This window comes from Cerasicoccus frondis, from assembly GCA_031296915.1.
GTDB classification, from domain to species: Bacteria; Verrucomicrobiota; Verrucomicrobiia; order Opitutales; family Cerasicoccaceae; genus Cerasicoccus; species Cerasicoccus frondis.
Window position 1 is genome coordinate 109,388 of sequence record JAVDPC010000017.1, and the last position, 25,712, is coordinate 135,099.

Genomic DNA, 25,712 nt, shown 5'->3' on the forward strand with positions numbered 1-25,712 from the left:
TTACAGCTTGGGCAGCTTTTGCATGGCCTCTTCGAACAGCGTTTGTTCCTCCGGGAGCAGTTGCTCGACCTTTAAGGAATGGAGCATTTCCTGAGCAGTCACGGAGTCATTTTGATCGAGCGCGACCAGAGCGCTGGATAAGCGACAGCTTGGCACCGCCAAATAACGTCGGTTCAGGTGAGCCAACTGCTCGGATGCAGCTTCCACACGCCCCTGCTTCCAAAGCATGAATGCATACGTGGATGGGTAAATGCTGTTGGGCATCGCCTCGACCAGTTCGCTCATTTTTTGAATATGCTGCTCGCTTGGCGTACCGAGCAATGCCTCCAGGTAAGCGGCGTTGTTCCACATTTCGTGGCTATTGGGCTGTAGGGCGAGATATTCCAGAATGACTTCCAAGCCTTGCTGAGTACGGCTATTGCTGACCAGTGCAATGAAGAGCAGATTGAGCGCGCGGCTTTTTTGGCTATCGTTTTGCGCTATCTTGACCGCTTGATAGTAGGCTTCAAGCGATGCGTCGGTCCACTTATTCCGCAGGGCAAGGGAAGCCAGGGAAAGCATTTGCTCAAAAGCTCCACGATTGGCGGCCAGTTGGTAGGCGTGTAGCCACGCTTCGGTTGGGCTGGGCGCTGCGTCTCTGCTCTGGATATGCGCCAGCATTGTAGCGCGGTGGAGTTCGTCGAGGGAGTCCCCTTGTTGGTTGATCAGCTTGATTGCGTCTTCCAATTGCCCTTGCCCCAGGTGGGCCTTAAGCTGGCCCAGCCAACGGAATTTTGAGTCCATCAACTCTGCGTTGGAGCTATTCATCAGCGTCAGTAATTCCTCGTAAGCGCCAATGGTGAGCAGCCAGTTGGCGACTAGGGCGGGGGACTCGGCAACCTCGCGATTGACGGTGTCACGAATGATGGTTGGACGTTTTTCCGGGTCGAGAAACAGGTGTTGAGTGGCGATGATGATCCGGCTCAACGGCGTAGAGCGCTTGCTTTTCTCCAAGTTGGCGACGAGCCATTTTCGGTCGTTGTCAAACATGGGAATGTCGGCGCGCGCTCCTAGAAGAATCATCGCGCGAAACCCGTCTTCATTCTTTGCTTCGCCGGCGCGTCGAAGGATGGATTTCGCCTGGAGCGAGGTGAGCGGCGATGGCTGGCTCAGCAGGTATTGGCCTTTGAGCAGAAGCGCAGAAGAGTGGTTGGGGTCAATCGTGAGGAGTCGGTCCAGGGACTCCAGGGCGCGTTTGGGGTGATCGCGATCAAACTCAATTTGGGCCTGAAGCAACAGATATTCAGGCTCGCCGCCCTGGCTCGGCCCCAAGGCGTCATAGATTTCTTCTACGCCCTCGTAGGCGCCGTGTTCCTTGCTGTGGCGCAGGAGCTCCATGCCAACCCGGGGGGAAATGGCTCCGTCGCGGTCCTCGTTAATGACTGCGAGCGCATCTTCCGGCGCGAGCTTGATCAGCGCCAGGGATCTGAGTTCAAGCGCCTTATCTTTCTTCCAGCCATAATCGATCACCAGATTGGCGCGTCGTATCGATTCTTCATAGTCTTGGGCCTGCATGGCGGCCTGGGCCTCGGTGAGCTCATGGTGCTGCCAATACCAGTAGCCCGCGGCGCATAGGCTAGCAGCGCCCACCACCAAAATGGTGATGGGGAGCCAGGACATGCGTTTCAGATTAGTAGCAGAGTAGGGCATGGCCAAATGCAGCAGTAGCAGGCGCGGCGAACTTAGTGTTCGAGAATTTCGACCTCGTAGCCGTCCGGGTCTGTAATGAAGGCCATTTTGCTGCCGCCGGATGTAAATTTCTCTTTCCAGCCGCCGGGCCAAATTTCGATGCCGGCTGCTTCCAGCTTACCACAATGCTCCACGATGTCGTCTACCCGGATGCAGGTGTGGACCAAGTCTTCCGGAAACTCGACTTTGAAGTCCGGGGAGTAGGTCAACTCGAGCTTATGCTCACTACCTGGAATGCGCAGGTGCGCGAGTTGGTTGCCGGAGGGTGATTTGTCCGTGCGCTTGAGCACTTCAAATCCACAAGTCAGGCAATACCACTGGATGGATTTTTCGAGGTCGCTGACGCGGATACGGGTGTGGTCGAAGGAGATAGGCATAGGGAGAGTGAGCAAATTAAAGATTAAAAATTAAAGAGCGGTGTATCTAGTTTCGATGAGTGAGCCATCGTTTTCAACCCATCTTTAATTTTTAATTTGCTCACTTTAATCTCACCTAGCTTCCCGGCTTGATGGCCGGGATCGCGGCCAGCTCGGGAGGCAAGTTTTCTGGATCGTAAGTCGGGAAAGAAAACTCCAGCAGGGAGGTTAGGGGAGTGCGGAAGCTTGCGTTGCCCTCGGATCGATCTACGAGCACGGCCACGCCGGTTGCGGCGCCGCCTTCGGCTTCGACGATGTCGAGCGCTTCATTGACGCGCCCACCTCGGGTGATCACGTCTTCCACGACTAGAATGCGTTCTCCGTCAGCTATTTTGAAGTTCCGGCGTAAAGCCAGTTTGTCGTCTACTTTTTCGACGAAGAGAAAGCGTTTGCCTGCTTGGCGCGCGACTTCCTGGCCGATGACCAAGCCGCCCATGGCTGGGGCCAATACGGTGTCAAAGCTATCGGTGTCGATTTTTTCCAAGAGAAGCTCGGCTAGGCGGGTGACTTTATCCAACTGCTCGCAAACTCGGGCGCACTGGAAAAAATGGCCTGAACGCAGGCCGGAGCGCAGGATGAAATGCCCTTCCAGCAAAGCGCCGGAATCGCGGAAAATCTGGAGTACCTCTTGGTCGACGGAATCACTCATAGGTGGGAAGCTGGAAGCGCCATTAGGTTGGGTCAAGGCAAAGTCGCGGAAGAGGCGTTTCGGGAATTAGAAAATGACATTTTCTTGAAACAGGTTGGCCCAAGCTTTGCTTTTCCATTGCGGAGGTCCTTTTTAGGCTTATGGTGAAAGTCGTGAATGAAAACAAACCAGCGCCGCTGAAGGCTTCGCGCAAACGCGCGTTGCTGGGTTTGTTGGACGACACCACGACCACTGTCCGTAACGCCGTGCGCGCCGAGCTGGAGCGGCTCGGCCCAACGGGCGTCGCCTTCTTGCGTGAGGCCACCCACCATGCCGACGCCAATGTCGGATGCGCGGCTCGCGACCTGCTGGACGCCCTGACTGGCGGTCAACCAGAGCGGGTGTTCCGGGATTTCATCCGTTCATTTAATTACGAGCTGGAAACGGGCGTTTTGCTGCTGGATCGCGTGGCTAATCCGGAGATCGGCATGGCTGACTATGAGCGATTTCTCGCCGAAGTTTCTGATCGTTGCCGTGAACTCATGCTCCACCCCAGCACGGCTTGGGAGAAGTGCCGCGTGCTCAATCGCGTGATATTTGGCGAATACGGTTTTTGTGGCGATACGGAGAATTTCTACGACCCGCGCAACAGCTACTTGAGCGATGTGGTGGACCGCCGTCGCGGCATCCCGATCAGTCTGTCTATACTGTATTTGCTGGTGGCCGAGCGTTGTCATTTGGAGCTTTCGCCAGTCGCATTCCCCGGGCGCTTTATGGTGGGCTGTTTCTTGGACTCTGAGCCGTTTTACATCGATGTGTACGAAGGCGGAGTTTTTCGGACCATTGAGGAAATCGAGGAAATGCTCGAGCCATACGACATCGAGCTGGAGCCGTCGATCTTTGCCCCTTGCCCGGTGGGTGAGGTGCTGGCGCGTTGTTGCCGGAATTTGGTCAACCAATACAGTCGCGCAGGGGATAAGCAACGCGCGCGGCTCTTCACGGATTATGTGAATGAATTTGAGGCGGCGTACCGACTCAATGACGAATAGGGCTTGTCGCCGTTACCCGGAATAGCATGCTGACGGGGCATGCAGTATGACGACCCCGATCGCGTGCGTTTGCTCGATGAATTAAAGCACTGGGATTTTTCCGGAACGGCGCTTACCGTGCTCGGCAGTCCCATCGCCCACAGTGTGAGCCCTGGCATGCACAACGCGGCGCTGAACCTGATGGGGCAGACTCAGCAGCTTTTCCTGGATTGGCGTTACTTCAAGTTTGATGTCCCGCCCGAGATTTTGCCCAGCGCGCTCGAGCAACTGCATCAGGTTGGTTTTCAGGGCGTCAATTTGACGATTCCGCATAAGGTGCAGGCGGTGGACTTGGTGGTGGAAATCGACCCCGGCGCCAAAATGTCGGGCGCGGTCAACACGCTGCTACGCCGGGAAAATGGCTGGGCCGGTTTTAACTCCGACGGCTATGGCCTGGAGCAGGCTTTGCGCCGCGAGCTTGGCGCTGAATTGGCTGGCGCCACGGTTATTTTGCTGGGGGCGGGGGGAGCTGCGCGCGCCGCTGCCGTGCAGTGTCTGATGTCGGGCGTGGCCGAGCTATGGATTGGCAATCGTAACCAGCAGCGATTGGGCGAGCTGATCGATCTCTTGCAGGCGGCGCCTAATAGCGAACGCGTGCGCGGATTTGACCTCACCCAACCGCCAACGGAATTGCCTCGCAGCGGCGTGATAGTCAACGCCACCTCACTGGGCTTGAAAGCGGAAGACCCAGCGCCGATTGACCTATCTCATTTTGCCCCAGCGGCAAAGGTTTACGACATGACCTATGGCGTGGAAAACGCATTGGCGGTGGCAGCCAGAAAGCAGGGCATCGCCTACGCCGATGGTTTGTCGATGTTGGTTTGGCAAGGGGTGCGCAGCCTTGAAATCTGGAGTAACGCCCAGGTCCCCGCTCAGGCCATGATGGACGGCGCCTGTCAGGCCAAAGGCTATTCGCCGAGGAGAGCATGAAGCCGCGCATCCTCTTTGTGTGCAGCCGCAATCAGTGGCGCAGCCCTACGGCTGAGCATGTCTATCGCGGCGATCCGCGAGTCGAAGTGCGCTCGGCGGGTGTTAGCCAATCGGCGCGCCACGTGATTAGCCAGTCGGATGTTGACTGGGCGGACTTAATTCTCGTCATGGCGCCCGAGCACAAACGGCGCATTCTCCAGCATTTTCGTGAGGGCTCGTTGCCGCCGGTGGAGTGCCTCGATATCCCGGATGACTTTCGCTACATGGACGATGCGTTAGTGCAACTCGTCCGCGAATCGACTGAGCCATGGATTAATCAACTATTGTCCTAACGGGAAAGTGCTGATAGCTACTCTTTTATAAAATCGCATGATCCTCGAAGAAATCCACGCAATCAACAGCGCCCAACCTTGGTTTTTCGCATTTTGGGCGTTCATTTTTGGCGCCTGTTGGGGCAGTTTTTTCAACGTCGTGATCTATCGTGTGCCAGCAGGGAAGTCGGTGGTAAAGCCTGGCTCACACTGCTACGCCTGCAATGCGGCGATTAAATGGTACGATAATTTGCCGATCCTGAGCTGGTTTATTTTGCGGGGGAAGGCGCGTTGTTGCGGCGCTCCGTTTTCGATTCGCTACGCAATGGTCGAGGCGATGACAGGCGCCTTTTTCATGATTGCCTGGTTGGTCTACAGCGATCATTTGGGCGTAGTTGTGGCGGTGTGGCTTTTCATTTCGCTGCTGGTCTGCAATACGTTTATCGATTACGACACGCAGTATTTATGGGACATTTTTACGGTTTGGGGAGTCGTGCTTGGCGTGGTTTTATCGGCGCTTTACCCTGATCTGCACCATCAAGGGGGGAGTGGTGATCCAGTCATGCTGGAGCGCCTCCGCAGCATCTCGCTGAGTATGACAGGCGCCGTCGTCGGATCAGGCGTTATTCTATGGATTGGCATGATCGCGGGTAAGGTGCTGGGCAAAGACGCCATGGGTTTCGGCGATGTTTTGCTGATGGGGTGCATCGGCGCTTTCATCGGATGGAAGGGGGCGATCTTTGCTATTTTCGGTGGTTCGATGCTTGGGGCGTTAGTGGTAATTCCGCTCATGCTCTTCAATCAAATTTGCGGCACCAACATCACGCCGGGGAAGATGGGGCATACGGATGAAGACGAAGAAGAGGCGAAGCCAGCCGACGAAGCTGCCATTGAAAAAGCATCCGCCAAGGATTCCGAGCTCGAGGAAAATACTGATGCAAATGCTGAAGAGGAAGAAGAGCAGCTGGGCTTGGGCTCCGCCATTCCGTTTGGCCCCTGGTTATCCCTTGGCGCGCTGGTGTATGTGCTGTTTCTGCACGAATACGTTGACGCCTACCTGGAGAGCACACGCCAACTGATCTTTTCGCCGGTAAAGTTTTACTGAGCGTTTTTGCCCTTCAGCCAGACTTCCTTGACTTCGGGGGGATTAAACAGGGAGTCGCTGAGTGGTTGATTGAGCTGAATGTCGGATAGCTCCAACTTCATGACCACTTCGTCTTCGTAAGCGATTTCGGTCTTCACGGGCAGCCAATAGCCATCGACCTTGTCGTATTTGACGAAGAAAACATCGACGTTTACAATGACGCCTGACTGCACCTGCTTGTTGCCCCGTCTGGTGATCAGGTAGTTCTTGGGGTGAAAATAGAAATACTCGGTTTTACCGTTTGGGTAATAGAGTTTCACCAGGTAGTTTTTCTGGCGACGGTTGTTGACTGGGCCTAGGTATTTAATGACGCAACCGCGCTCTTTCCAGGTCAGCAGAAGATCGTCTTCCGCCGCAAGTTCTTTGAGCTCATCGGCTTGCTTACCGCCAATTTTCTCCGGGAAAGGATTTTTCTCCGAAGTATCAAATGTCCAGGCTTCTTCGCCGTTGTAGCCAGTAATCACTTCGTGCTTTTTCCCCATGTGCTCGATCTCTATCTCGCTACGGATTTTCCCGGGCCTTTTGGTGAAGATTTTCATGTCAGTGACATTGGGGCCTTCACTGAACTTTAAGTTGGCGCTCATGGTGTCCTGTTGGATGGCCCCTGCGCCGCCCATGGCCTTGACTGAGGTCGCGAAGAGTTGCTCGGCGACGGGATCCGATTCAGCAGGAACCTCTTCGCGCAATTGATCCTCCAGGCTCTCTTCCGTCGGTGGCGTCTGAGCCAGCGCAACCTGCATCATTAAGCCAACGGAGAGAATGGTGAAAAGGGTCTTCATGTCGTCAGCATGTAGGCGTAACTGCTTGGCGACAATCTTGGATCAGCAGCGCAACCAGTTTTTTACGGAACTATAATATCAGTATCGGCCCGTAGCCAGTGTTCCAGTTTGTCGATCAAGCTCTTGGCGATGGGCTCTTGCTCAGGGAGAAGCTCGATCAACGGCTTGCCGAGTATCGCCTTTGCGCGGTCCTGTTCGCTCTTGGCCAGGTGGCGTAGCCATTGTTGACGCACCGCGTAGCCTTCATCGGCAGCGTAGCGGTAGAGCGTTTTTAGGTAAATGCAGTGCGGGAGGGGGGAGTCTTCAAAGGCGCTGAGCGCTTCCGTGGCCAGTTGAGCTGCGGGTGCGAAAAACTCCGTGTGTTGTAAATTGCGCCAGAGCAGCTCGCTAAGCCTGGTGGCCAGCACGAGGGTTTGATAACGTCGGGCAATGCCGACCCGGCGATGCTCCAGACGATACTCCTTCAGAAACCATGCGCCTGATTGAGATGAGCTTTCCAGATGGAAAACCGCTTGGTCGAATAGATCTGGCCCTCCGCCCGATGTCTGACTCGAACGCCGCCACATCGCCACAACGCGTCCCTCATCTGCGCTGAACAAATGCAGCCGCAGAAAGCGCTCACCCGAGGGAGATGCGGACAGGACAATGCCCGCCGTATGCAGCTCACGTGCGGGCATGGCCGTTAGCTGCGACGAGCACTGGCTTCAGCCAAACGGGCTTCGCTTTCCAGATGATCGAAGGGGGGGGAGACGGCGCCGCCCGACACGATTAGCTTCATGCCATCGGCGACCGACATATCCATGGGGATTATCTCATCGCGTGGCACCATGAGCAAAAAACCGCTGGTGGGATTGGGGGTGGTGGGAACGAATACGTTGACTACTTCGGCCCCGGTTCGGTGTTGCACTTCGCCCTTGGCTTCACTGGTCAAAAAACCCAGCACGTAGACGCCTTTGCGGGGGTATTCGGTCAGGACAACTTTCTGGAAAACCGCCTTCTGCTGCTTGCTGAAGGTATCGACGATCTGCTTGACCGTTTTGTAAACAGCATTGATGAAGGGAAGGGCTTCGATGATCCGTTCGCCGATATTGATGACGATGCGGCCAATGAAATAACGCGACAAGAAGCCCAGGGAGGTGATCACCAGCAGCACAATCAGGATCGCCGCAATCTTGAGAAGCAGGTCGATGCCGGGCAGGTTTTTGAAGTCCTCCGAGACAAATTTAAAAATGGCGTCACTGGCTGGCGAACCAATGCGCGTGAGCATAAAGTTAACGACAAAAATCGTGACGCCCAGTGGCGCTACGATAACGAGGCCCGCGATGAAGGCGTTGCGCAGTTGACGAAGCATGTCTCAGAATTGCGTAAATATACGCGTCGAATTAGAGCAAATATGGCAGCCCAAATAGCAGGAACAGAATAAGCCCTGCGGCGGCGACTCCCGCTAAGATACAACCGGCCTTTGACGCGCCGTCAAACCCTCCCGGCGTAAAATCCATCATAATTTCGGGTTTGGACTCGGTGGATGCGGGTTCTGCGGCTTTTTCGGAGGTTGGTTTGCCCGTGTCGGGCGTCGGGGATTGCGCGACAGAAGGGGGGAGGGGCTGCGGTGTGTTTGCCTGGTCTGCTTCTGTGGGTGTTGTCGCAGGCTTGGCGCCTTCCAATTGCTCAATCTGCCGGTCGAGCCAGTTCAGGTGCTCGCGGACTTTATCGCGCTGGGCGCGTAATTCGTTCAGATCGAATGACATGTTTCCCGTAGAGTAGTCTTGCCATACTGGCCAAATATACGAGTGAGGCGAGCAAGAAAAAGGCGCCTTCCGTGATGGAAAGGCGCCTGCAAAGCGTTCTGCGGGATGCGTTTAGGCTTCGACTGCGTGAGGCAGGACTTGTACCTTGCGGTGTTCCTTGTCCCACTTGACGACACCATCTTCGAGGGCGAAGAGAGTGAAGTCCTTGCCGATGCCAACGTTGTTGCCCGGGTGGAAGCGGGTGCCGCGCTGACGGATCAGGATGTTGCCGGCGCGAACCTTTTCGCCACCGAATTTCTTGATGCCGAGGCGCTTGCTTTCGCTGTCGCGTCCGTTCTTGGAAGTTCCTTGTCCTTTTTTATGTGCCATGACGTTTAGGCGTTGATGGATTCAATCTTGATGACCGAAAGTTCCTGGCGATGACCACGGGTGCGGCGATAGCCCATGCGGCGGTGCATCTTGTGGATGATGACTTTCTTGTCGCGCTTGTTTTCGAGGATGGTAGCCGCGACGCTGGCGCCTTCCACGTAGGGAGCGCCGAATTTCGTTTCCGCGCCTTCGCCCACGCACAGGACCTTGTCGAGGGTGACGGTGTCGCCGGCCTGCGTGTCCTTATAACGGTTCACGAAGAGCACATCACCTTCGGTGACGATAAATTGGCGGCCTTGAGTTTCAATGGTTGCTTTCATTTTGGAAAATGGGAAAACCGCCTAAAAAAGCGGATTACAGCCCTATTGCAAGGATTTTTGTGTGAATAACTGGAGATTTTACCGGAACAGGCGGTTTGGTGACAGCTGTTCGGCTGACTTTTCAAAATGCCTCTCGAAAAATCTTCATTCAGCCCATTGATAAACCCGGGCGTAGTCCACCTCGAAAATCTGCGGAAAGGCTGAATCGGCAAGATTATCGGCATTTTGGCCGGTTCCATTAAAGAAACCACCGTTGACGGCGACATTGATGATCAGGTGAAAGTATTCATCGAAGGGCGCCGTTTCGGACTCCGGGGCGGCGGCGCTGTGCCATTGTTCTTTGGTAAGGGTCTGGTATTTAACGTCATCCACATACCATTCGATACGATCTGGCCACCACTCGATGGCGTAGGTGTGGAAGCCGTCATCGAAGGAGCCTTCGGGCAGAAAGTAGGTTGTGCCAGTGTAGGCATTGTTCGGCCAGGAATCACCATAATGAATGGTGCCATAGGTGCGGTCGGTGTAATTGCCTTTCGATTCAAGTATGTCAATTTCCCCGCTGGCGGCCCAGATGCCGTAGACATTTTCGGAGGGCATCATCCAGATTGCGGGCCAGATGCCTTCGCCGCCTGGGACTTTGGCGCTGAACTCGAAGCGGCCGTATTTCCAGTCACCGCGCTGGAGGGTGCGCAGGCGGGCGGAAGAGTAGGGCTGTGTTTTACCGTCGTTGCTGGTGTAGGGGTCGCGGTGCACTGCGATGTGGAGCTTGCCGTCCTCGACGTAGGCGTATTTCTCGCTCATGCTGTAGTGCTGGTGCTCATTGTTGCCGCCGCCGTAGTTGTTCTCTTCTTTGCCCCATTTGGTCAGGTCGACTTTATCGCCGTTAAACTCATCCGCCCAGATCAGCGCCCATTGATCATGCAATTCAACTACGCGATAAAATTGCTTCTGCTCACTAATTGGAAACAGCTCCAGGATCGACTCGTCGGTCCCTTCTACGGCCAGTCCGACGTTTTCCCACTGATCGCCAGTAAGATCGGTCGTTGTTTGAAGCTGATAAAACTTGCCGACTTCCGTTTCAAAAGCGACTTCGACCGCCGGGCGAATTTCACTGGCAGGTTGCACGTGAAGCATCGGTGAATGCATTGCGAATAGCGCGGCAAGGGTGGGTAGCGTTTTCAGGTGCATGCGGATGAGATGTTGGAACTAGGGTGTTTATTCCAGGTGATTTCTTGCTAGCAGCGCATCCTCAGGCTTGTCAGCGAGCAGGCAGGCGACGTATTAAATGAGTTTTGCATAATGGAAATCGCCGAAGCTCAGACCTACTTTCAACAAGCGCCCGTCGTGGACCACTATGCCCGCGCCGTGAGTCGTGTGGGGCTGTGGAAGAGCGAGGAGCTAATCTTTAAGCGCATTTTCCAGCCGGAGCAGAGCATTCTGGAGCTGGGCTGTGGCGCCGGGCGTATCGGGATTGGCCTCTGGGAGCTGGGCTACCGCCGTGTCTTAGCCACCGATTACTGCCAGGAAATGGTCGCCGAGGCGCGCCGCATCAATCAGGTCCTCGAGTATGGCCTGCCCGTTCAGCAGGCCGATGCGACGAATCTTCAGTTTGCTGACGGCGAGTTCGACGGCGCGATTTTCGGCTTCAACGGCCTGATGCAGATTCCGGGCCGGGAGAACCGTCTACGGGCGATGCACGAGATTTCCCGGGTCCTCAAGCCAGGGGCGTGGTTTACCTTTACCGGGCATGATCGCAATCGCCACGGTCGCAAGAGCTTTTGGCGTGAAGAGAGCAAGCGCTGGGTTAAGGGACGTCAAAATCCGATGATCCAGGAATTTGGCGACCTCTATTATGAAGGGGACGAGGGCTACTGGATGTATATACACGCCGCAGACTCGCAGGAAGTTCAGGCCGACCTGGAGGCGGCGGGCTTTCGGGTGGATGTTTCGGCTTTGCGTTCGGAAATTTGCATGGAACCTGCCGAAGTCCGTGAGTTCTCAGATGATACCCGGTTTTGGGTTGTCCAGAAGCTGTAAATCAGGGCTTCACTTTTACCAGCCCTTCATTACGGTTTGGGTCTTTCCTTACTCGTTGTCCATTATTCACATTATGAGATTCCATCGTAGCATTGCCGCCATATTCTTAATCGCCGGAGTTAGCGTTTTAAACGCCGATTCACTCGATGACTTCCTGAAGAAAGCGCGCGCCCAACTGGGCCCGGAAAGCAAACTCGATAGCGTTGAGTCCATCGAATACAAAGGCACGGTCATTTCTCCTACCGGGGAGGAAATGTCCAAGCTGGAGCTCATCTTTGATAAGCCGAACCGCCAGCTGCTGAAGGAAATCCGCGGCGAGGTGGTGAATCAAACCGCCGTCAATGGCTACGAGGGATACGTGATGAGCATTGATCCGGCTAACCCACGTAGCCCGCTCGTCCAAGTGCTGCGCCCAGGGCAGGTCAAGCGTCTCATGGCCAATGCGGTCGAAAACCTGAATTTCTTTGATGGCCCTGAGAAAATGCGCGGCGGGGAAATCGTTGATGAAGGCATGACGGACTACAACGGACAGACGGTCCGGAAGATCAAGTTCGTGTACCCGCTCGACCTGTTTTACGTCCGCTATTTTGATCCGAACTCCGGTAAGCTCATCGCCACCGTGAGCAGCGATGGCCTCACGATGGTTGAGAAAAATTCCTTGAATGCAGCGGGCATTAAATTTCCCAAAACGGTGGATACTTATGACGAAACCGGCAAGCTGCTGCGCACGGTCGAGTTTACTGAAGTCAATGTGAACCAGAAGCTGGACCCCGGCGCCTTTGATTTTCCGGAATAGGCGCCTTCGCTAATTTCCAGTTGCGCGCGTAGGAAGCATGCTCATAGGTTTGCCCTATGAAAATCCTAGAGTATGGTCAAAAAGGCTTTGCGACGAAGCTTAAGCGCGCTTGCCCGTCCTTCCGCGCATCGGACGACGTGGCGGAAACCGTGCGCTCTGTCATTGCCGACGTGGCGAAAGAGGGCAATAAGGCCGTCTTTCGCTACACCGAAAAATTCGACGGCGCCAAGCTAACGCCTCGCACCCTGCGGGTAACGCAGGAGGAGCTCGACGCCGCGCCGAAGAGCCTGACTCCCACCCAACGCAAAGCGATTAAGGAGTCGATCAAGTGCGTGAAGGATTTTCACCAGAAGACTTTGCCCAAAGCATGGCGCGCGAAGAACCCACATGGCGCGACGGTGGGCGAGCAGTTTTATCCGATCCAGCGTGTCGGGCTTTACGTGCCCGGGGGCCAGGTTCCATTGGTGTCGACGGTCATCATGAGCGCCGTGCTGGCCAAGCTGGCCGGTTGCCCGGAGGTGGTTGTTTGCACGCCGCCGCAGAAAGATGGCTCGGTGAACCCTGGTTTGCTTGCGGCGCTTAAGCTCGTGGGCGTGGATGAGGTTTACAAAATCGGTGGCGTTCAGGCCATTGCCGCGATGGCGATTGGCACGAAGTCGGTGCCTGCAGTGGACAAAGTGTTCGGCCCCGGCAATGCCTACGTGATGGAAGCCAAGCGCGCCCTGTTTGGCCAAGTCGGCGTGGACCTGTTGCCCGGCCCGAGCGAAGTGCTCATCATCGGCGATGCGACATCGAACCCCGCTTACATTGCCGCGGACTTGCTGGCTCAGGCCGAGCACGGCACCGGCAAAGAGAAGGTTTATCTGATCGTCGGCAGCCGTAAGCAATACGACGCGATCGCAGACGAAATCACCAAGCAGGCGGAGACGCTTTCCCATAAGGACGCTGCCCTTGGCGTATTGAAAAACCACGGCCTGTGCATCATTACCAAAAGTGTTGAGCAGACGGTTGAGATTGCTAACTACATTGCGCCGGAGCACTTGGAAATCCACGTGAACGCCAAAACGCGCAAAGTGCTGGAGAAGAAAATCACCACTGCGGGCGCAATGCTGCTTGGCGGCGACACGCCGACTGTGCTGGGCGATTTCACCGCAGGTCCGAGCCACACCTTGCCAACCGACCGCACGGGTCGCTTCTTTGGCGGCATGCAGGTGACCGATTACATGCGTCGCACGAGCATTGTGGAATACAATCCCAAGGCGGCGAAGCTCGCGTGGCCGGTCGTCAAGGCGTTCTCCGAAATGGAGCAGCTCGACGCTCACGGTCGCAGCCTACAAATGCGTGTGGAAAAATGAAGCTACGGCTCGGCATTGCTTTGACTGCGTTTTCCGCCGTTTGCCTGAATGCGCAAACGGCGGACGACGTGGATGTCGTCTTGGACGTGACGCCGAAGCTTGAGTTGATTCAGCCGCAGGCGGAGTTGCCGCAGGAATCCGCGACCATTGCCGAGATGGCCGAGACTGCGCCCGACCGTGATTATTTGTTTTCCCTGCTGCGCTATCTCTACCGTTGGCACATCGACGCGGCGATGCTCACGGAGGATATTGATAGCACGGACAGCGTGGTCATCGCCTACCGCGAACTGCATCCTGAAACCGACGAGTCCGATAAGAGCCGTTTTGCCGAAGTCATCGTTCCCTTGGCGCGCACTCGGGTGATGCTGAAGCAGGCGGATTACTCGATCGAAGAGCTGGATATTGAAGTGAAAAACCAGCGCTACAACGTGGTCAATGTCATCTTCGATCCGCAGTTGGAATGGGATCACAATGACTACTTGGTTCAGGTTTTCACGCTCGATGAAGTCTTCGATTGGCTCCACGAAACGCGCAACGACATCCTGTTTCCGAATCAGGAATTGCTGAAAATGATCCGCGACGAAGTGCGCGAAGAGGTGGGGGCTGAACGCCCGGACTTGGTGAAGCCGGAGGAGCCACAGATTGTGTTTCTGGCCCCGATTTCTCCCGTCATTAACGAAGTGTGGATTTATTGGGAGAGTGGCCATCACCTGGTGCATTTTACTTCGGACGATGACTTGGGCGACATCGATACCTGGCGCAGTGAGTTGCATCACGTCGAGCTGTTCGACTTGAAGTCGGACGTTGTGGTGTCGCCAATTGAGAAGCCCGGAAGCAACGCCTACATCACGAAGGATTGGGCGGGGCGCGTGCTCTTCAATTGCAATGTCCTCGGCGCAAAACTGATCCTGCCGCCAGTGGGCGCAGGCGATACGGAAGTCATCATCGAGTCTGCCCCGGCGCGCTAAAAGCTGTGAGAAGGTAAATATGATCCATTTAGGGCTTTAGAACAGACCTAGTCGTATTCAAAAAGGTGGAGCCCGGTGTCCCTGCCGGGCTTGTTTCATCCAGCAGGTTGTCGGAGAGGCAACAGCTAGCCCGGTAACTTGCAAGGGCTGGCGCAGTTCATGCCCGCGATCAAGGGGCTGTTCTACGACTACGACGACCGCGTTGACCCGAAGCGCCACCAGGTCAAGGTTGCCGTCCGCCGTGGCGCCCGGAGCGAACCTCAAGCTTTACGGCGCGCGACTCAAGTTCAACGACGCCGCGCCGGACGAGGGCGTGTTCCTGGTTCCACCGGGGCAGTTCCACGCCCCCGGCATCCGCATGGACGAAGTCGTCGTCAATGAGCCGCAATGGGTCATCTTCCAGACGTCCTACGACCTGCCACCCGGCGAGTATCAGATCGAAGTCCGCTCCCGTATGCGGGACAACACCACCGTGACGGTTGGCACGGCGCCCGCCCCAATGTTGTTCCAAACCCAGGCGTCTCCTCCCACTCAGCAAGCCGTTGCTTAACCCCAAACCTTAGGCTATCTCGCTCGCTACGTCCATGGACGTAATCCCTCTACGTCCCGGGACGTAAGCTCCCTCCGCCCCGGGGCGTAAGGATGCTACGCCCCGGGGCGTAGCGGAAGACATCCGCAGAGCTTTCGGGGAAACATACGCCTGGATTCGGGAAGACAAAGGGCAGGGTTTGGGGAAACGACAAGGCCGTTTCAGAGAGACAGCAGGGCGGGTTAGGAGATTGGCGCCCAGGCTACTCCCCCGGGTGGAACCTCGGCGTTTGTCTCCTCATGGCTTTATGTGCGCGAACTGCACATGAAAGCATTTCACTATTCGTAAGAAAATTCGCGTACATAAAAAAACCACACGATACTTATTTATAAGTGCCAATCCCCTTGACCAACAATATCTTTCAGCTAGAATCCTGTGAAACTAAAACCAAAGATATACATGACAGATTTCATGTATAACTTAAGTTGTGAGAGAGAGAAAAGGATGATCTACATAATGATTTTGGCCGTTTTGGTCTCTGCTGCGATTGCCTACAACAAGTTTGCTATGGCAAGACTGGATAGTAGTTTAGAGAAGAAGGATAGGTTTCGCTGGAGGAATTCATTACGAAACCGAGGATATGATGATGACGATGATGACGAATGAATAGATTCCCTTGTCCCATAGGATCTTCACTGAGCAATTTGCCATGAATAAATTGATTTCCAAGCTGTCCGACATATGTCACGGGCTGAAACACAAAAATCACAACCAGTCCGAGTTGGTGACCCTCTATACCGCGCCGCTCGTTCCTCGCTCTGCGGCATAGGGTCACCAATCGTCTACGTTGGACAGATACAAATGAACGCAAAAGTTAGGCAGTCTCAATTCTTTGACACTATCTCCATATCAGGTGCTGAATATACTAGAGTGCCCTGTGGAAGTGAAACAGGAGAGCTTGGTGACTACATCCTGGATGATGCGACCGCTACATGTATAGAATGCGATGCACCAACCGGAAACCTACATGCGATAGGATGCGAGAATGAACAATGTCCGAAATGTAAACATCAACTCCTCGGATGTGGATGCTTGCCAAAGATATCTGACTTCTGGAAGCTAAAATGAGAACTGAATCATCAAAGCTGAAAGCCCAACCAAGCGAGGTAGGTGACGATTCACATCGCACCTACTCTTAGCGTTAGACAAAAAGCAAAATATCATGATGGATCGTGTCTTTTGGGCGTTTGGCATTTCCAATTACTCTTCCTATGAAAAATTCATCGCAGATGTTTCCGAGAACTGCGAACGCATCGCCTCCGGAAACCATGATTGGGATCCGGATGCTTATGTTTGCAATGGACCTTTAAAGATTGAGTTCGAACTGATGTGGAAAGATCCACCAGATGACATGCTTTATTTCGATATTACCGAAGGATCCGAAAAAGTCACTCAGGGAATCCTTTTATTTCGACTTAACAATGCTAGTTTCGAATACTTCAAAACTGATCACCACAAATTCTTTGAGGGGTTAGGAGAATACAAAAATGGAACGATGTATTTGGACACAGGAAGCTAAAACGACTCTGACCACACCTATAGTTTATGACGCTCACCCAAGGTATACGAAAGGTCTAACCAATCGGGATATGTGACGAAAAATGCTGGCGCATTTTCCGCACATACCCTCTACGTTAGTCCAACATATGAGAGCCTTTCCCCATCCAGCGATTTTTCTCTTTGATGACATGGTTATTCCCACCGATGAGGATTGGGAAAAACATTGGCAGATCGATTGGTTGGATGACGATACCTTTCAGACAGTGGAATCAGTTCGCCCAGAAGCTAACTTTCAGTGGGTCATAGACTCCGATGCTAAAATCCATGACATTTCTATTCTCACAAAGAAGCATGAATGGAGTAGGCCATTAAGATACCTATGGAGGTTTGTGAAAGTAATTTATAGAGTAGGCCCTGCCATGTCCTTGACTATCGGAGATCTCCTTTTTCAGCTCCAAGAAACGCGGGAAGACTGGGATAAGTCGCTGACACCTGCATTAAGAAATTTTCTATCTACGAAGAATTCTGAGAGTCAATTCACTCAAGCTCTGATGCTTGAGTTTTTGGCTAGCCCTGAAAGATTCGAGGATGAAATCGAAACTACAAAAGAGGACTAACCAGACGAGATAGCTGACCCTTCATTCCGCGCCTTTCGGCGCTCCATGACGGTCAGCTACTCTTAGCGTTCTGTAGAAGCTTACAAATGTGGAACAATCAACATTGGGAAAAGGCTATAGCTGCACGTCGATTCAATTGCACTATATATGCATTGACCAGCATTTTAGCTTTTCTGTTCATATATTTGCTTGCTAGCGATGGTGAACCGAGCGGTGCAAATTGGATATATCTAATACTTCTTGGTCTAAACTCAATTATAGGAATTGTTTGCGCACTTGAACCCAAAAGCAGCTTGTTGAAGCGCAAAGATCAGGTATTGGAACCACTAGTTAACCCTAAAGCGAGAAAACCATCTTTTTCTTGGAAAATGTTGATTGTAATATTTTTCGGTTCAGGGGTTCTTTGGTATTTTCTCATAAAACATGAGCTGTTACAGAACTAGACGAGATAGGTGACGATTAACATCGCACCTACTCTTAGCGTTATATGAAAAGTGAGGGATAAATACTTCAGCCGATGTGCCACCTGGCACTGGATGTCAGAGAAGCAGATCGCAGTGAACGATTCGCGTTCATCGAAAGCTCCGCGGGTGATCACGATGGAACCTTGGCATCAACTTATCTTTCTGGCAGCAGATGGTCAGCACGAGATTCAGGAATTCATAGATCATATGGCAAACGAGTATGATCCGATTCCCGATGGACTTGCTGAGCAAATCCTTTCGCTGATAGGGGTATTGGAAGGGGAAGGAATCCTAGAGGTAAGCGATGAAAAAGTTCAACTGCCTCCATTTTGGCATGAAGAATATTTCGCTGAATCTCCTGAGACCAGAAAGCAACAAATGATTGAGGCTGGCATTCTAGAAAACTAAATATAACAAATCTAGATAGCTGACCCTTCATTCCGCACCTTGCGGCACCCCATGACGGTCAGCTACTCTTAGCGTTAGCAAAGGAATGGACGAATCCCCAGACGTGAATCACAAGCACTGTTGGACATGCCTGTTCGTCATGAGTATTTTTGGCGGTGTTGTGGGTTGGACAGTTCAAGGCACTCTCCAAAGTTTTGTTTTCTGGGCACTTCCTCTTTACTGCCTTGGTGCTGCAGGATTTACACTCAATGGAGACCGCATTGTCGAATCTATCGTAATAGTTGTATTGCTCGGGCTTTTGGCTCTCTTTTTCTGTTTATACACATCAATCTTTAGTAACAGTTTAATCTTGGGTGTATACTCTACAATATGCGTAACTAAACTTGGCTTTGCTCTCTGCCGTACGGGAGCCTTCGGCAACCAACCATTTAGCTAACAAATCGGGATATGTGACGAAAATTGCTGCGCATTTTTCGCACATACCCTCCACGATGGGTTGAAAATGAGAAAATTGAAAAGCGCAATTATCACGGTTCTGATTGCCGCAGCGATTTTCATTTCTTCACCTTTTATCGGAATGACTGTTGCAGCACTTCTAGACCAGTCTCCAGGACCCAAAGATGGAAGCATGCTCGGCGGAAGTATATACGGAATGGTGGTCGGCTTTTTGATTGCTGTGCCGTTTAGCGTGGTTCGTCTCATCTACATATTCACGAAAGAAGAAAAGGATAGCGTATGAGCGATACCTCATGTAAAAGCCGATATAAATTTAACGGGAAAACCCCATCCAGACGGTCGTCTCAATTCCTTTCGCGCTCCGCGCTTCACTTCTTGAGACTCCTCCACATTATACCACCAGATGAAAGAAGTCCGTTACGTTACAGGTCAGGAATTCACCTCTTACTTCAAAGTGAAGTTCAAGACTCCTAAGTTTGATGGCACCTTCACGGAAGATGACTTCGACAAAGAATATTGGAACGTAGTTGAAAAGATAGAATGTCTACTGAGTGTCGCAGGGTTTCCATATTCTTCTGAGCATATGGAAGACAGCGCATATGGCTTAAGTGAAATCCATAATTATTCCCGATGGATTGAAGTTCAAATCCACTCTTTGACCGTATTGCGAATTAAAGATCTATTCTCGAAACTGCAGGAGATCCTTGCTGAGGCACCATCAAAATATATGATATGGGTTAACTTTGACTACAATGACGATGAAGATGATGAAGACGCTTACTATCCAGCTTTTCAGGCTCTATTGACTGAGTCTGAAATGCTAGTTCACCAGTGTGACCAAGAGGATTTTCTCTTGTTCATGCAGCGAAACCAAACCCAGATGGGTATAACCAGTCAGGATATGTGACGAAAAATGCGGGCGCATTTTCGCCCATACCCTCCACGTTCGCAAAAAAGAGATAAAGCCAATCGATGTTCAAAAAGGTCCAGAGCTTTCCAGATCCCGAGATTCCCGATTTAAACGAGCAAGGACTCATGAATCCTCCTTGGATCAAATTTCCGAACATACCACGAGGCTCTATCGGGTGGCGGATGGGAGTTGGTGAAGAGTATCTACAGAAGTTTCAAACATGGTATCTGTCCCAGCCAAGATCAAACCAAGTGAAGATGATGAAGGAAATAAAGGAGCCATTGCTTTGGGTGGGATTCTACAAGCGATTAAAGAAGAACAACTAAGTGCGAACCAGACGGTGGTCACAACTCCGGGGGCTGCGCCCCCCCCCGCGTGACACCTCGACGTTCGGCAGAAAACCAATGCGAATAGAACTCATACATAGCACATTGCGTCCTTGGACAAGAGATGATGCAGAATCTCTGGCCAAGTATGCCAACGAAAGAGACATTTGGTTACATCTTCGAGATTTTTTCCCTCATCCATATACTTTGCAAGATGCACGCGATTACCTTGAACGTGTTTCTGACGTTTCGCCCGCTGTTTCATTAGCCATCGAAGTCGAGGGTGAAGCTTGCGGAGGTATTTCGGCATCAGTCCAGAGTGACGTTCATCGCTTTACTGCTGAGATCGGCTATTGGCTAGGCAAACCATTTTGGAGGCAAAGAATCACTACAGAAGCTGTTGGAGCCTTCACTGAATATTTGTTTTCTACATTTCAGTTGCATAGAGTTTTCGCCGTCCCATATGCGAATAATCCTGCTTCAGAACGAACCCTTGAGAAGAATGGATTTATCCGAGAAGGGCGCATGAAGCAGAGCGTTGTAAAGGATGGAGATATTCTTGATCAGCTTATATACGCTATCACCTCACAACAAGCCGAACAAGGCAGTGGTGACAACGGCTTATGCCGCGCCATGCTTTGACGTTAGAGCAGAATTTAAAATTGTGCAATGAGAGCCAAGTTAGCAATTATCGGTAGACAGGAAGGCGCTATGAACCTCGAAGGTAACGATGCCATGGCAGGCGATGCTATAGAAAAGTATCTGGCTCTGTTTAGAGACGCGATGAACCACAATGGAGGTGGGGATAAGTATTCAGATACGAACGTTGGATATTCATGGTGCTGTGCATTCGTGTATTATTGTTGTCTAGAGTCAGGTTTTCGGATTCCAGCTAAACCAGTGACTGATTTTCGATGGACCTTGGCTGCCGTTCCTGCTTGGCACAACTGGGCGAGTCAGAGAGAAAATGATTTTTATTTTGATCGAGAGGTGATTCCAAGCGGTCCACTACCGGGAGACATTGTTATATTTGATCGGATTATGTCAGAATCTGAATTTGACCACATTGGCATTGTACTTGAAGCATCTGAAAGAACTTTGACCACAGCAGAAGGTGGATATCATAATCGTTCTGGAATATTTGAAAGGAATATGGATGAAACGATTCGGGGCTTCATTCGACTACCTGAACCCAAATAACTCTAACAAGCCGCCGCGTGAGTGCTCAGCGATTGGATAAAATACAGATTCAATGAACACATCCCAAAGAAACCAAGCAGGCCGCCTGATCATCATTAATGGCCCCACTCGAGCCGGAAAAAGCAGCTTGGCCGCCGAATTGCAGCGAACCCTACCCCAAACATTCCTCATCCTTTCCATGGACAGCTTCTACTGTCGCATCATGGTGCCCGCACTTGCCGACATTAAACGAGAGGTTTGGCCCAAACTGAACTGGGCATCTGCTCTCTATGCCACGTCCCGTGCACTGGTTCTTGAAGGGCACGATCTCATACTGGACACCCTTACGGTAGAACCCCTGAGCAAGAATCATATACTAGACCATTTCGAAGGTTTAGATTCCTATTTCATCGGCTTATTTTGCCCCTTGGAGGCCTTACTCACAAGAATGCGAGAGGGAGAAGAAAACAGTCCGAAAGCGATCAACGGAGTGAAGGAGCAATTCTCCTCCGTTCATCAAAACGCGGGAGGATGCTACGACCTTGAACTCGACACCTCCAAACTCACCACCAAAGATTGTGCCCAGAAAATTCTGGAGCTACTCTCTTCCACAGCACAAGAAAAAGCTCTTGATACATTAAGAGAAAAGAATCGAACCAGCGCTTCCAACCAATGACCTTCATGCCCACGCTTCGCATGGTCATGATCCCTGCGTGCGCAGGGGCCGGTCATAGCTGAAGCGGGACGTTCGGCAAAAATAAAATGGACACAAACCAACTAGATCTAAGAACTGTTCGCGAAGAAGACCGTAGCTTTTGCTACGAAGTTAAGAAAGCGGCACTTCGATCATACGTTGAGCCGATTTGGGGATGGGTCGAGCAGGAACAAATAGAATTCCATCGAAAGGACTGGAACGCACAAAAGCCAGAGATCATCACATTTGAAGATCGTGACATCGGAACCATCGAAATAGTTAGAAACGAAGAAGATTTACACCTTGGAGAATTCTATCTCTTTCCTGAATTCCAGAAGCAAGGAATTGGATCGCACTTCATGGATCGATTGATTCAGGAGGCTGACACGAAGGGACTACCAACGAAACTTGAAGTAATTAAGATTAACCCAGTGAAGAGCTTGTATCTGAGATATGGATTCAAGGATACTGGAGAAACCAAGACTCACTTCCTTATGGAACGAGAGCCGAACCAATCGGTGCAGACAACTCGCGCAAGCGCTCGCGTCTGACCTCTTAGCGTTCGATAAATTAGTTAAGCAATATGGAATCTAGTAGTAAAAAACCTTTAGCTATAATTCTCAATGGCCCCTCTAGGACGGGCAAAAGTAGTTTGGCGGAAGAACTTCAATTGAGACTAAACTTCCCTGCATTGATATTATCGATGGATGTCTTTTATTGCCATACGATGGCGCCAGCGCTAGTGGGAATACCGAAATCTGAATGGCCTCATTTCAATTGGGCTTCAGCATTGTATGCTAGTTCCAGCTCTCTTGTTCGAGAAGGTCATAGTATCATTCTGGACACGCTGACTGTGGAGCCTTTAGTCGAGAATAACCTGCTAAAGCATTTCGAAAATATACGGACATATTATATTGGGCTTAAATGCCCGTTGGAAATGATGAAAGCAAGAATTCGAATCGAACAAAAGGATGACGAGGGTGCTTTATCCAATTTGGAAACGCAGTTTGATTCCGTGCATAAAAACGCTGGAAATTTCTATGATTTAGAACTGGATACCTCTGTGTTGTCTACCCAGGAGTGTAGCGACAGAGTTTTAGAAATGTTGGATTCTGGGATTGAACCCACTGCTTTATCGCAGTTGCGGCAACAAAACCAAGAAAATCGAACAAGCCGGGATAAATGGCAAAAAATGGAGTCATAACCGAAACCCTGAAGGCAGTAATAGACCGAACCAAGCGATACAGCCAACGGGTGTCAACGCTCCGTGCTGACACTCGCGGCTGATCTTTGACGTTCGGTCAATATGTCCCTCCTTAGCAATTCTTCGCACCTTTGCGTCTTCGCGTGAGATCATTACGTAGGAGTGGTTCACGCGAAGGCGCGAAGACGCAAAGCCATTCCACCACAGAAAAGGTATTCCCATCACACTGAGGAATTGCCATCTGCCTGAAACCCACCTACAAAGATGCCCACTCCACGACCATGCAACCGCAACCAGCAACCGAACTAGTCGAGATAGCTGACCATTCATTCCGCGCCTTACGGCGCTCCATGACGGTCAGCTGACCTTGGCGTTCGGAGGAAATATGAATATGCTACACAATCTAACAGAATCGAGAGATTTTATATCCGGGCTTCGTGATATTATTAACACTTGGGCCAACACACTGATTACAAACCAAATACTTCCTGCCGACTGTGAGAATGTTGGCAATACGAAGCGCATAGAATTTGAGTTCATCGGTGGAGGTGAACATGTCACTCCCGATTTGCCAAGATCATTGACTGTTTTCTCTGGAATAGTAAATCGGTGGCCTCATTTGAGGATTGGTGCTAGTCAACTTGAAATGTGCCCCTCAAGAAATGTCTGTAATCCAAGAAAAATGCAGGTTCGAGAAGGGAAATATGTACACTTTTGGTATCGTAATGATTCTGTTAGCCTGTCTGTTTCCCAAAAGCATGATGGGACTTTCGAATTCACTGAACTAGACACCGAGACAAATGTAAGAAGCCAGTACTTGAGTTGCAGTTTAGACGATTTCCTAGCGGGAATTGCATTATGGAGTCTTAATTATCTACACCCAGGAGCACGCCACAGAAGTGGAAATTCTCCAGAATGGGCCGAGTTGATTGCAGTAAGCGATCTGATTTGGAGTTGTGAATATTCAAACCCTGATTCATACACAAAAATGGAGCGTGTATTTTGTCATCATGATGGCGCATTACTATTTGAAACTCATACTGAGTATCCAGGGGTGGGCCGTATGATCAGCGGATCGGCTGCCTTCCCTAGCATTGAAATGCATACAGATTTCTTGAAGGATAGCCAATGGAGTAATAATCGTTTTGCCGTTAATCCTTCGCCAGTTTCTTGGATGGTATAACAGCATGCGAACCAGTCGAGATGGCTGCCCCTTCAATCCGCGCCTTTCGGCGCTCCATAACGGGCATCTACTTTTAGCTTTTGGATAATAAATGAGACATCCCACTAGAGCGGCAATTAATCGACTCAATAAGGAACTCGGTCTAATTGAAGAACCATGGATGCAAGATTGGGAGCTCGAATGTGCAGACCCAAATCGAGTTGATGAATTCTTAAGCTTCTACGAAAAGAAAACTGAAAGCGACGACGAGCGGTTTACACTAATGGCTTTAATCCTAGGTTCCTTTGAAGATTATCACGGTTTGAAAGAATCAGATGAATCGACATGGGGACGAATAAGGGAAATCCTAGAAAGAGAAAATGAGCTCCATCGGACACACATCGACTATTATCAATGCTCAGATGAGGAAGAAGACGATTGCATATCCCCAATTACTAGACTGATGCGCCAGATCGAACTAAAACCTGAACCAGACGAGGGGGGCAACAGCATTCGCCGTGCCACCTCTTGACGTTTTCTTAGAATATGACCGATCTCTTCAGGACATATTTATTTAAGCAAAAGATGCTTTTCAACGAGTTGAAACGACGCGGCATTGATCCATGGGACTGCAATGAAGATGATGTGATAGGATGGGAATGTCGTAGTCATGGGGAACACATATGCTGTACAAACAGCGACGGTGAGCAGATTGAACTGCCACTGTTGTCAATTACAGGAATCGGCATTGATGCAGGGCATTTCAAAACATGGATGGAGTCCGTCAATGAATCCGTTCTGGATTATGCTGTTATTCATCAAACCTTAGTTTCTCTCGAAAAGTCAGAGATGTTAACCCAAGTCCAGTCGAATCCACCCACGATCCTGTGGTCACTGAACGAAAAGACAACCGGTCAGGATACATGACGTAAAAACAGCATATTTTCGTATATAATCTTAGCGTTGATGAATAAATGAAGAGAAGGAACCTCAAGATCGCGGGCCTGATTATTGGCATCCTTCTACTGCTGGGTCTCTCCTTTACTTGCGGGATGAAAATCGGAATGGAATACGCTTATGCTGACGCACTCCATTATCGAAGTGTTTCGACTCTACTGCGAGTGGGCCTCTTGAATTCGGAAGGCAAAGCGGAAGCTCTTCGCCTTAACAACGACTATCTCTTCATTACGGCGCCTGCCCTGGATAGTGCTTCAAATTCGAGGTTTCTCTTCGATGATAGCCGGCGAATTGCAATGAAAGACCATTTAGCGCAGATCGCTGATTATATTGAAGCCAACACCGAACTGCTTCAGGCACAAAGCCGACCAGAATGGAGCGAAAAAGAATTTGGGAATGGCTTACAGGAAGCAATTGAATCCGATGAATCCCTAACAGGAGTAGGAAATGAGAACATAAAAAAAGCTGCTAGACTGCTCGCTGTTGCACTGCAGCCGCTCGCATCAGAGCGACAATTAGCAGAGTTGGAAGCACGCGAGACGCTCAGGAAATATCTAAAAACAGAAAACAACATCCAACAAGACTAGGTTGCTAACTCGGATTCCGCGCTGGTCATTCCTCCCGCTGTT

At 51.3% G+C, this 25,712-nt stretch carries 33 protein-coding genes; 23 read left to right on the forward strand and 10 right to left on the reverse strand.

What is annotated here, in order from left to right; all coding sequences use genetic code 11:
• The 3 genes from RBB63_RS13980 to pyrE all read right to left on the reverse strand — a co-directional run bounded on the left by RBB63_RS13980 (position 1) and on the right by pyrE (position 2,793).
• Positions 1-1,659, reverse strand: coding sequence for a tetratricopeptide repeat protein (locus RBB63_RS13980; protein WP_309385312.1), 1,659 nt, complete (start codon positions 1,657-1,659; stop codon positions 1-3).
• A 62-nt stretch (positions 1,660-1,721) separates the two neighbouring features.
• Complete coding sequence (locus RBB63_RS13985) at positions 1,722-2,105, reverse strand: VOC family protein (protein WP_309385314.1); 384 nt, start codon at positions 2,103-2,105, stop codon at positions 1,722-1,724.
• Positions 2,106-2,220: 115 nt separating this feature from the next.
• Positions 2,221-2,793 carry an orotate phosphoribosyltransferase gene (pyrE, locus tag RBB63_RS13990; RefSeq protein ID WP_309385316.1) on the reverse strand — a complete coding sequence of 191 codons (573 nt, stop codon included), beginning with the start codon at positions 2,791-2,793 and terminating at the stop codon, positions 2,221-2,223.
• Positions 2,794-2,945: 152 nt separating this feature from the next.
• On the opposite strand from pyrE, the gene RBB63_RS13995 reads away from it, so the two are divergent.
• From RBB63_RS13995 to RBB63_RS14010, 4 genes are read left to right on the forward strand one after another with little or no spacing between them, the layout of a single operon-like run.
• Entirely contained in the window at positions 2,946-3,821 is an 876-nt protein-coding gene (locus tag RBB63_RS13995; protein WP_309385318.1) for a transglutaminase-like domain-containing protein, read from the forward strand.
• A gap of 39 nt (positions 3,822-3,860) precedes the next feature.
• Entirely contained in the window at positions 3,861-4,790 is a 930-nt protein-coding gene (locus tag RBB63_RS14000) for a shikimate dehydrogenase family protein (protein ID WP_309385320.1), read from the forward strand.
• Complete coding sequence (locus RBB63_RS14005) at positions 4,787-5,122, forward strand: low molecular weight protein tyrosine phosphatase family protein (protein ID WP_309385322.1); 336 nt, start codon at positions 4,787-4,789, stop codon at positions 5,120-5,122. The genes RBB63_RS14000 and RBB63_RS14005 overlap by 4 nt, the downstream gene beginning before the upstream one ends.
• Positions 5,123-5,159: 37 nt before the next feature.
• Positions 5,160-6,206, forward strand: a complete 1,047-nt coding sequence (locus RBB63_RS14010) for a prepilin peptidase (RefSeq protein ID WP_309385324.1) — start codon at positions 5,160-5,162, stop codon at positions 6,204-6,206.
• Here RBB63_RS14010 and RBB63_RS14015 read toward each other — a convergent pair.
• The 7 genes from RBB63_RS14015 to RBB63_RS14045 all read right to left on the reverse strand — a co-directional run bounded on the left by RBB63_RS14015 (position 6,200) and on the right by RBB63_RS14045 (position 10,649).
• Positions 6,200-7,024: a LolA family protein gene (locus RBB63_RS14015; RefSeq protein ID WP_309385326.1), complete on the reverse strand. Its 825-nt coding sequence runs from the start codon at positions 7,022-7,024 to the stop codon at positions 6,200-6,202. The two genes, RBB63_RS14010 and RBB63_RS14015, sit on opposite strands and share 7 nt — an antisense overlap.
• A gap of 62 nt (positions 7,025-7,086) precedes the next feature.
• The gene (locus tag RBB63_RS14020) at positions 7,087-7,701 is read right to left on the reverse strand and encodes a hypothetical protein (protein WP_309385328.1); all 615 of its coding nucleotides are present in this window, start codon (positions 7,699-7,701) and stop codon (positions 7,087-7,089) included.
• A 5-nt stretch (positions 7,702-7,706) separates the two neighbouring features.
• Positions 7,707-8,375 (reverse strand): DUF502 domain-containing protein, encoded by a 669-nt coding sequence (locus RBB63_RS14025; RefSeq protein ID WP_309385330.1) that lies wholly within the window; start codon positions 8,373-8,375, stop codon positions 7,707-7,709.
• Positions 8,376-8,406: 31 nt separating this feature from the next.
• Entirely contained in the window at positions 8,407-8,772 is a 366-nt protein-coding gene (locus RBB63_RS14030; RefSeq protein WP_309385332.1) for a hypothetical protein, read from the reverse strand.
• 111 nt (positions 8,773-8,883) lie between these two features.
• The gene (rpmA, locus tag RBB63_RS14035; RefSeq protein ID WP_309385334.1) at positions 8,884-9,141 is read right to left on the reverse strand and encodes a 50S ribosomal protein L27; all 258 of its coding nucleotides are present in this window, start codon (positions 9,139-9,141) and stop codon (positions 8,884-8,886) included.
• Positions 9,142-9,146: 5 nt separating this feature from the next.
• Entirely contained in the window at positions 9,147-9,461 is a 315-nt protein-coding gene (gene rplU / locus RBB63_RS14040; protein ID WP_309385336.1) for a 50S ribosomal protein L21, read from the reverse strand.
• Positions 9,462-9,605: 144 nt separating this feature from the next.
• Positions 9,606-10,649 (reverse strand): glycoside hydrolase family 16 protein, encoded by a 1,044-nt coding sequence (locus RBB63_RS14045; RefSeq protein WP_309385338.1) that lies wholly within the window; start codon positions 10,647-10,649, stop codon positions 9,606-9,608.
• 111 nt (positions 10,650-10,760) lie between these two features.
• On the opposite strand from RBB63_RS14045, the gene RBB63_RS14050 reads away from it, so the two are divergent.
• The 19 genes from RBB63_RS14050 to RBB63_RS14140 all read left to right on the forward strand — a co-directional run bounded on the left by RBB63_RS14050 (position 10,761) and on the right by RBB63_RS14140 (position 25,670).
• On the forward strand, positions 10,761-11,498 hold the full coding sequence (locus RBB63_RS14050) for a class I SAM-dependent methyltransferase (RefSeq protein WP_309385340.1): 738 nt from the start codon (positions 10,761-10,763) through the stop codon (positions 11,496-11,498).
• Between the two features lie 73 nt (positions 11,499-11,571).
• A complete protein-coding gene (locus tag RBB63_RS14055; protein WP_309385342.1) occupies positions 11,572-12,294 on the forward strand; it encodes a hypothetical protein in 723 nt (240 codons plus the stop codon).
• A 56-nt stretch (positions 12,295-12,350) separates the two neighbouring features.
• Entirely contained in the window at positions 12,351-13,649 is a 1,299-nt protein-coding gene (gene hisD, locus RBB63_RS14060; protein ID WP_309385344.1) for a histidinol dehydrogenase, read from the forward strand.
• Positions 13,646-14,617: a hypothetical protein gene (locus tag RBB63_RS14065; RefSeq protein ID WP_309385346.1), complete on the forward strand. Its 972-nt coding sequence runs from the start codon at positions 13,646-13,648 to the stop codon at positions 14,615-14,617. The genes hisD and RBB63_RS14065 overlap by 4 nt, the downstream gene beginning before the upstream one ends.
• A 241-nt stretch (positions 14,618-14,858) precedes the next feature.
• A complete protein-coding gene (locus RBB63_RS14070; RefSeq protein ID WP_309385348.1) occupies positions 14,859-15,167 on the forward strand; it encodes a DUF4469 domain-containing protein in 309 nt (102 codons plus the stop codon).
• Positions 15,168-16,368: 1,201 nt separating this feature from the next.
• A complete protein-coding gene (locus RBB63_RS14075) occupies positions 16,369-16,725 on the forward strand; it encodes a hypothetical protein (protein ID WP_309385351.1) in 357 nt (118 codons plus the stop codon).
• 127 nt (positions 16,726-16,852) lie between these two features.
• Positions 16,853-17,323: a hypothetical protein gene (locus tag RBB63_RS14080; protein WP_309385352.1), complete on the forward strand. Its 471-nt coding sequence runs from the start codon at positions 16,853-16,855 to the stop codon at positions 17,321-17,323.
• A 536-nt stretch (positions 17,324-17,859) separates the two neighbouring features.
• On the forward strand, positions 17,860-18,195 hold the full coding sequence (locus tag RBB63_RS14085) for a hypothetical protein (protein WP_309385354.1): 336 nt from the start codon (positions 17,860-17,862) through the stop codon (positions 18,193-18,195).
• 502 nt (positions 18,196-18,697) lie between these two features.
• Positions 18,698-18,934, forward strand: coding sequence for a hypothetical protein (locus tag RBB63_RS14090; protein WP_309385356.1), 237 nt, complete (start codon positions 18,698-18,700; stop codon positions 18,932-18,934).
• Between the two features lie 120 nt (positions 18,935-19,054).
• Positions 19,055-19,558 (forward strand): hypothetical protein, encoded by a 504-nt coding sequence (locus RBB63_RS14095; protein ID WP_309385358.1) that lies wholly within the window; start codon positions 19,055-19,057, stop codon positions 19,556-19,558.
• Between the two features lie 407 nt (positions 19,559-19,965).
• On the forward strand, positions 19,966-20,529 hold the full coding sequence (locus RBB63_RS14100) for a GNAT family N-acetyltransferase (RefSeq protein WP_309385360.1): 564 nt from the start codon (positions 19,966-19,968) through the stop codon (positions 20,527-20,529).
• A gap of 27 nt (positions 20,530-20,556) precedes the next feature.
• Positions 20,557-21,087 carry a CHAP domain-containing protein gene (locus RBB63_RS14105; protein WP_309385362.1) on the forward strand — a complete coding sequence of 177 codons (531 nt, stop codon included), beginning with the start codon at positions 20,557-20,559 and terminating at the stop codon, positions 21,085-21,087.
• A gap of 52 nt (positions 21,088-21,139) precedes the next feature.
• Positions 21,140-21,742: a phosphotransferase-like protein gene (locus RBB63_RS14110; RefSeq protein WP_309385364.1), complete on the forward strand. Its 603-nt coding sequence runs from the start codon at positions 21,140-21,142 to the stop codon at positions 21,740-21,742.
• An 86-nt stretch (positions 21,743-21,828) separates the two neighbouring features.
• Positions 21,829-22,311 carry a GNAT family N-acetyltransferase gene (locus RBB63_RS14115; protein ID WP_309385366.1) on the forward strand — a complete coding sequence of 161 codons (483 nt, stop codon included), beginning with the start codon at positions 21,829-21,831 and terminating at the stop codon, positions 22,309-22,311.
• A 32-nt stretch (positions 22,312-22,343) separates the two neighbouring features.
• Positions 22,344-22,964, forward strand: a complete 621-nt coding sequence (locus tag RBB63_RS14120; protein ID WP_309385368.1) for a phosphotransferase-like protein — start codon at positions 22,344-22,346, stop codon at positions 22,962-22,964.
• A gap of 391 nt (positions 22,965-23,355) precedes the next feature.
• The gene (locus RBB63_RS14125; protein ID WP_309385370.1) at positions 23,356-24,147 is read left to right on the forward strand and encodes a hypothetical protein; all 792 of its coding nucleotides are present in this window, start codon (positions 23,356-23,358) and stop codon (positions 24,145-24,147) included.
• A 91-nt stretch (positions 24,148-24,238) separates the two neighbouring features.
• Entirely contained in the window at positions 24,239-24,658 is a 420-nt protein-coding gene (locus RBB63_RS14130; protein WP_309385372.1) for a hypothetical protein, read from the forward strand.
• A gap of 14 nt (positions 24,659-24,672) precedes the next feature.
• Entirely contained in the window at positions 24,673-25,053 is a 381-nt protein-coding gene (locus tag RBB63_RS14135; RefSeq protein ID WP_309385374.1) for a hypothetical protein, read from the forward strand.
• 125 nt (positions 25,054-25,178) lie between these two features.
• The gene (locus tag RBB63_RS14140) at positions 25,179-25,670 is read left to right on the forward strand and encodes a hypothetical protein (RefSeq protein ID WP_309385376.1); all 492 of its coding nucleotides are present in this window, start codon (positions 25,179-25,181) and stop codon (positions 25,668-25,670) included.
• Positions 25,671-25,712: the final 42 nt, after the last annotated feature.

Bases quoted from the DNA above. Each gene is read 5' to 3' on its own strand.
- RBB63_RS13980 (WP_309385312.1), bottom strand. From the start codon at position 1,659: ATGTCCTGGCTCCCCATCACCATTTTGGTGGTGGGCGCTGCTAGCCTA.
- RBB63_RS13985 (WP_309385314.1), bottom strand. From the start codon at position 2,105: ATGCCTATCTCCTTCGACCACACCCGTATCCGCGTCAGCGACCTCGAA.
- pyrE (WP_309385316.1), bottom strand. From the start codon at position 2,793: ATGAGTGATTCCGTCGACCAAGAGGTACTCCAGATTTTCCGCGATTCC.
- RBB63_RS14000 (WP_309385320.1), top strand. From the start codon at position 3,861: ATGCAGTATGACGACCCCGATCGCGTGCGTTTGCTCGATGAATTAAAG.
- RBB63_RS14005 (WP_309385322.1), top strand. From the start codon at position 4,787: ATGAAGCCGCGCATCCTCTTTGTGTGCAGCCGCAATCAGTGGCGCAGC.
- RBB63_RS14010 (WP_309385324.1), top strand. From the start codon at position 5,160: ATGATCCTCGAAGAAATCCACGCAATCAACAGCGCCCAACCTTGGTTT.
- RBB63_RS14015 (WP_309385326.1), bottom strand. From the start codon at position 7,024: ATGAAGACCCTTTTCACCATTCTCTCCGTTGGCTTAATGATGCAGGTT.
- RBB63_RS14020 (WP_309385328.1), bottom strand. From the start codon at position 7,701: ATGCCCGCACGTGAGCTGCATACGGCGGGCATTGTCCTGTCCGCATCT.
- RBB63_RS14025 (WP_309385330.1), bottom strand. From the start codon at position 8,375: ATGCTTCGTCAACTGCGCAACGCCTTCATCGCGGGCCTCGTTATCGTA.
- RBB63_RS14030 (WP_309385332.1), bottom strand. From the start codon at position 8,772: ATGTCATTCGATCTGAACGAATTACGCGCCCAGCGCGATAAAGTCCGC.
- rpmA (WP_309385334.1), bottom strand. From the start codon at position 9,141: ATGGCACATAAAAAAGGACAAGGAACTTCCAAGAACGGACGCGACAGC.
- rplU (WP_309385336.1), bottom strand. From the start codon at position 9,461: ATGAAAGCAACCATTGAAACTCAAGGCCGCCAATTTATCGTCACCGAA.
- RBB63_RS14045 (WP_309385338.1), bottom strand. From the start codon at position 10,649: ATGCACCTGAAAACGCTACCCACCCTTGCCGCGCTATTCGCAATGCAT.
- RBB63_RS14050 (WP_309385340.1), top strand. From the start codon at position 10,761: ATGGAAATCGCCGAAGCTCAGACCTACTTTCAACAAGCGCCCGTCGTG.
- RBB63_RS14055 (WP_309385342.1), top strand. From the start codon at position 11,572: ATGAGATTCCATCGTAGCATTGCCGCCATATTCTTAATCGCCGGAGTT.
- hisD (WP_309385344.1), top strand. From the start codon at position 12,351: ATGAAAATCCTAGAGTATGGTCAAAAAGGCTTTGCGACGAAGCTTAAG.
- RBB63_RS14065 (WP_309385346.1), top strand. From the start codon at position 13,646: ATGAAGCTACGGCTCGGCATTGCTTTGACTGCGTTTTCCGCCGTTTGC.
- RBB63_RS14075 (WP_309385351.1), top strand. From the start codon at position 16,369: ATGATGGATCGTGTCTTTTGGGCGTTTGGCATTTCCAATTACTCTTCC.
- RBB63_RS14080 (WP_309385352.1), top strand. From the start codon at position 16,853: ATGAGAGCCTTTCCCCATCCAGCGATTTTTCTCTTTGATGACATGGTT.
- RBB63_RS14085 (WP_309385354.1), top strand. From the start codon at position 17,860: ATGTCAGAGAAGCAGATCGCAGTGAACGATTCGCGTTCATCGAAAGCT.
- RBB63_RS14090 (WP_309385356.1), top strand. From the start codon at position 18,698: ATGAGAAAATTGAAAAGCGCAATTATCACGGTTCTGATTGCCGCAGCG.
- RBB63_RS14095 (WP_309385358.1), top strand. From the start codon at position 19,055: ATGAAAGAAGTCCGTTACGTTACAGGTCAGGAATTCACCTCTTACTTC.
- RBB63_RS14100 (WP_309385360.1), top strand. From the start codon at position 19,966: ATGCGAATAGAACTCATACATAGCACATTGCGTCCTTGGACAAGAGAT.
- RBB63_RS14105 (WP_309385362.1), top strand. From the start codon at position 20,557: ATGAGAGCCAAGTTAGCAATTATCGGTAGACAGGAAGGCGCTATGAAC.
- RBB63_RS14110 (WP_309385364.1), top strand. From the start codon at position 21,140: ATGAACACATCCCAAAGAAACCAAGCAGGCCGCCTGATCATCATTAAT.
- RBB63_RS14115 (WP_309385366.1), top strand. From the start codon at position 21,829: ATGGACACAAACCAACTAGATCTAAGAACTGTTCGCGAAGAAGACCGT.
- RBB63_RS14120 (WP_309385368.1), top strand. From the start codon at position 22,344: ATGGAATCTAGTAGTAAAAAACCTTTAGCTATAATTCTCAATGGCCCC.
- RBB63_RS14125 (WP_309385370.1), top strand. From the start codon at position 23,356: ATGCTACACAATCTAACAGAATCGAGAGATTTTATATCCGGGCTTCGT.
- RBB63_RS14130 (WP_309385372.1), top strand. From the start codon at position 24,239: ATGAGACATCCCACTAGAGCGGCAATTAATCGACTCAATAAGGAACTC.
- RBB63_RS14135 (WP_309385374.1), top strand. From the start codon at position 24,673: ATGACCGATCTCTTCAGGACATATTTATTTAAGCAAAAGATGCTTTTC.
- RBB63_RS14140 (WP_309385376.1), top strand. From the start codon at position 25,179: ATGAAAATCGGAATGGAATACGCTTATGCTGACGCACTCCATTATCGA.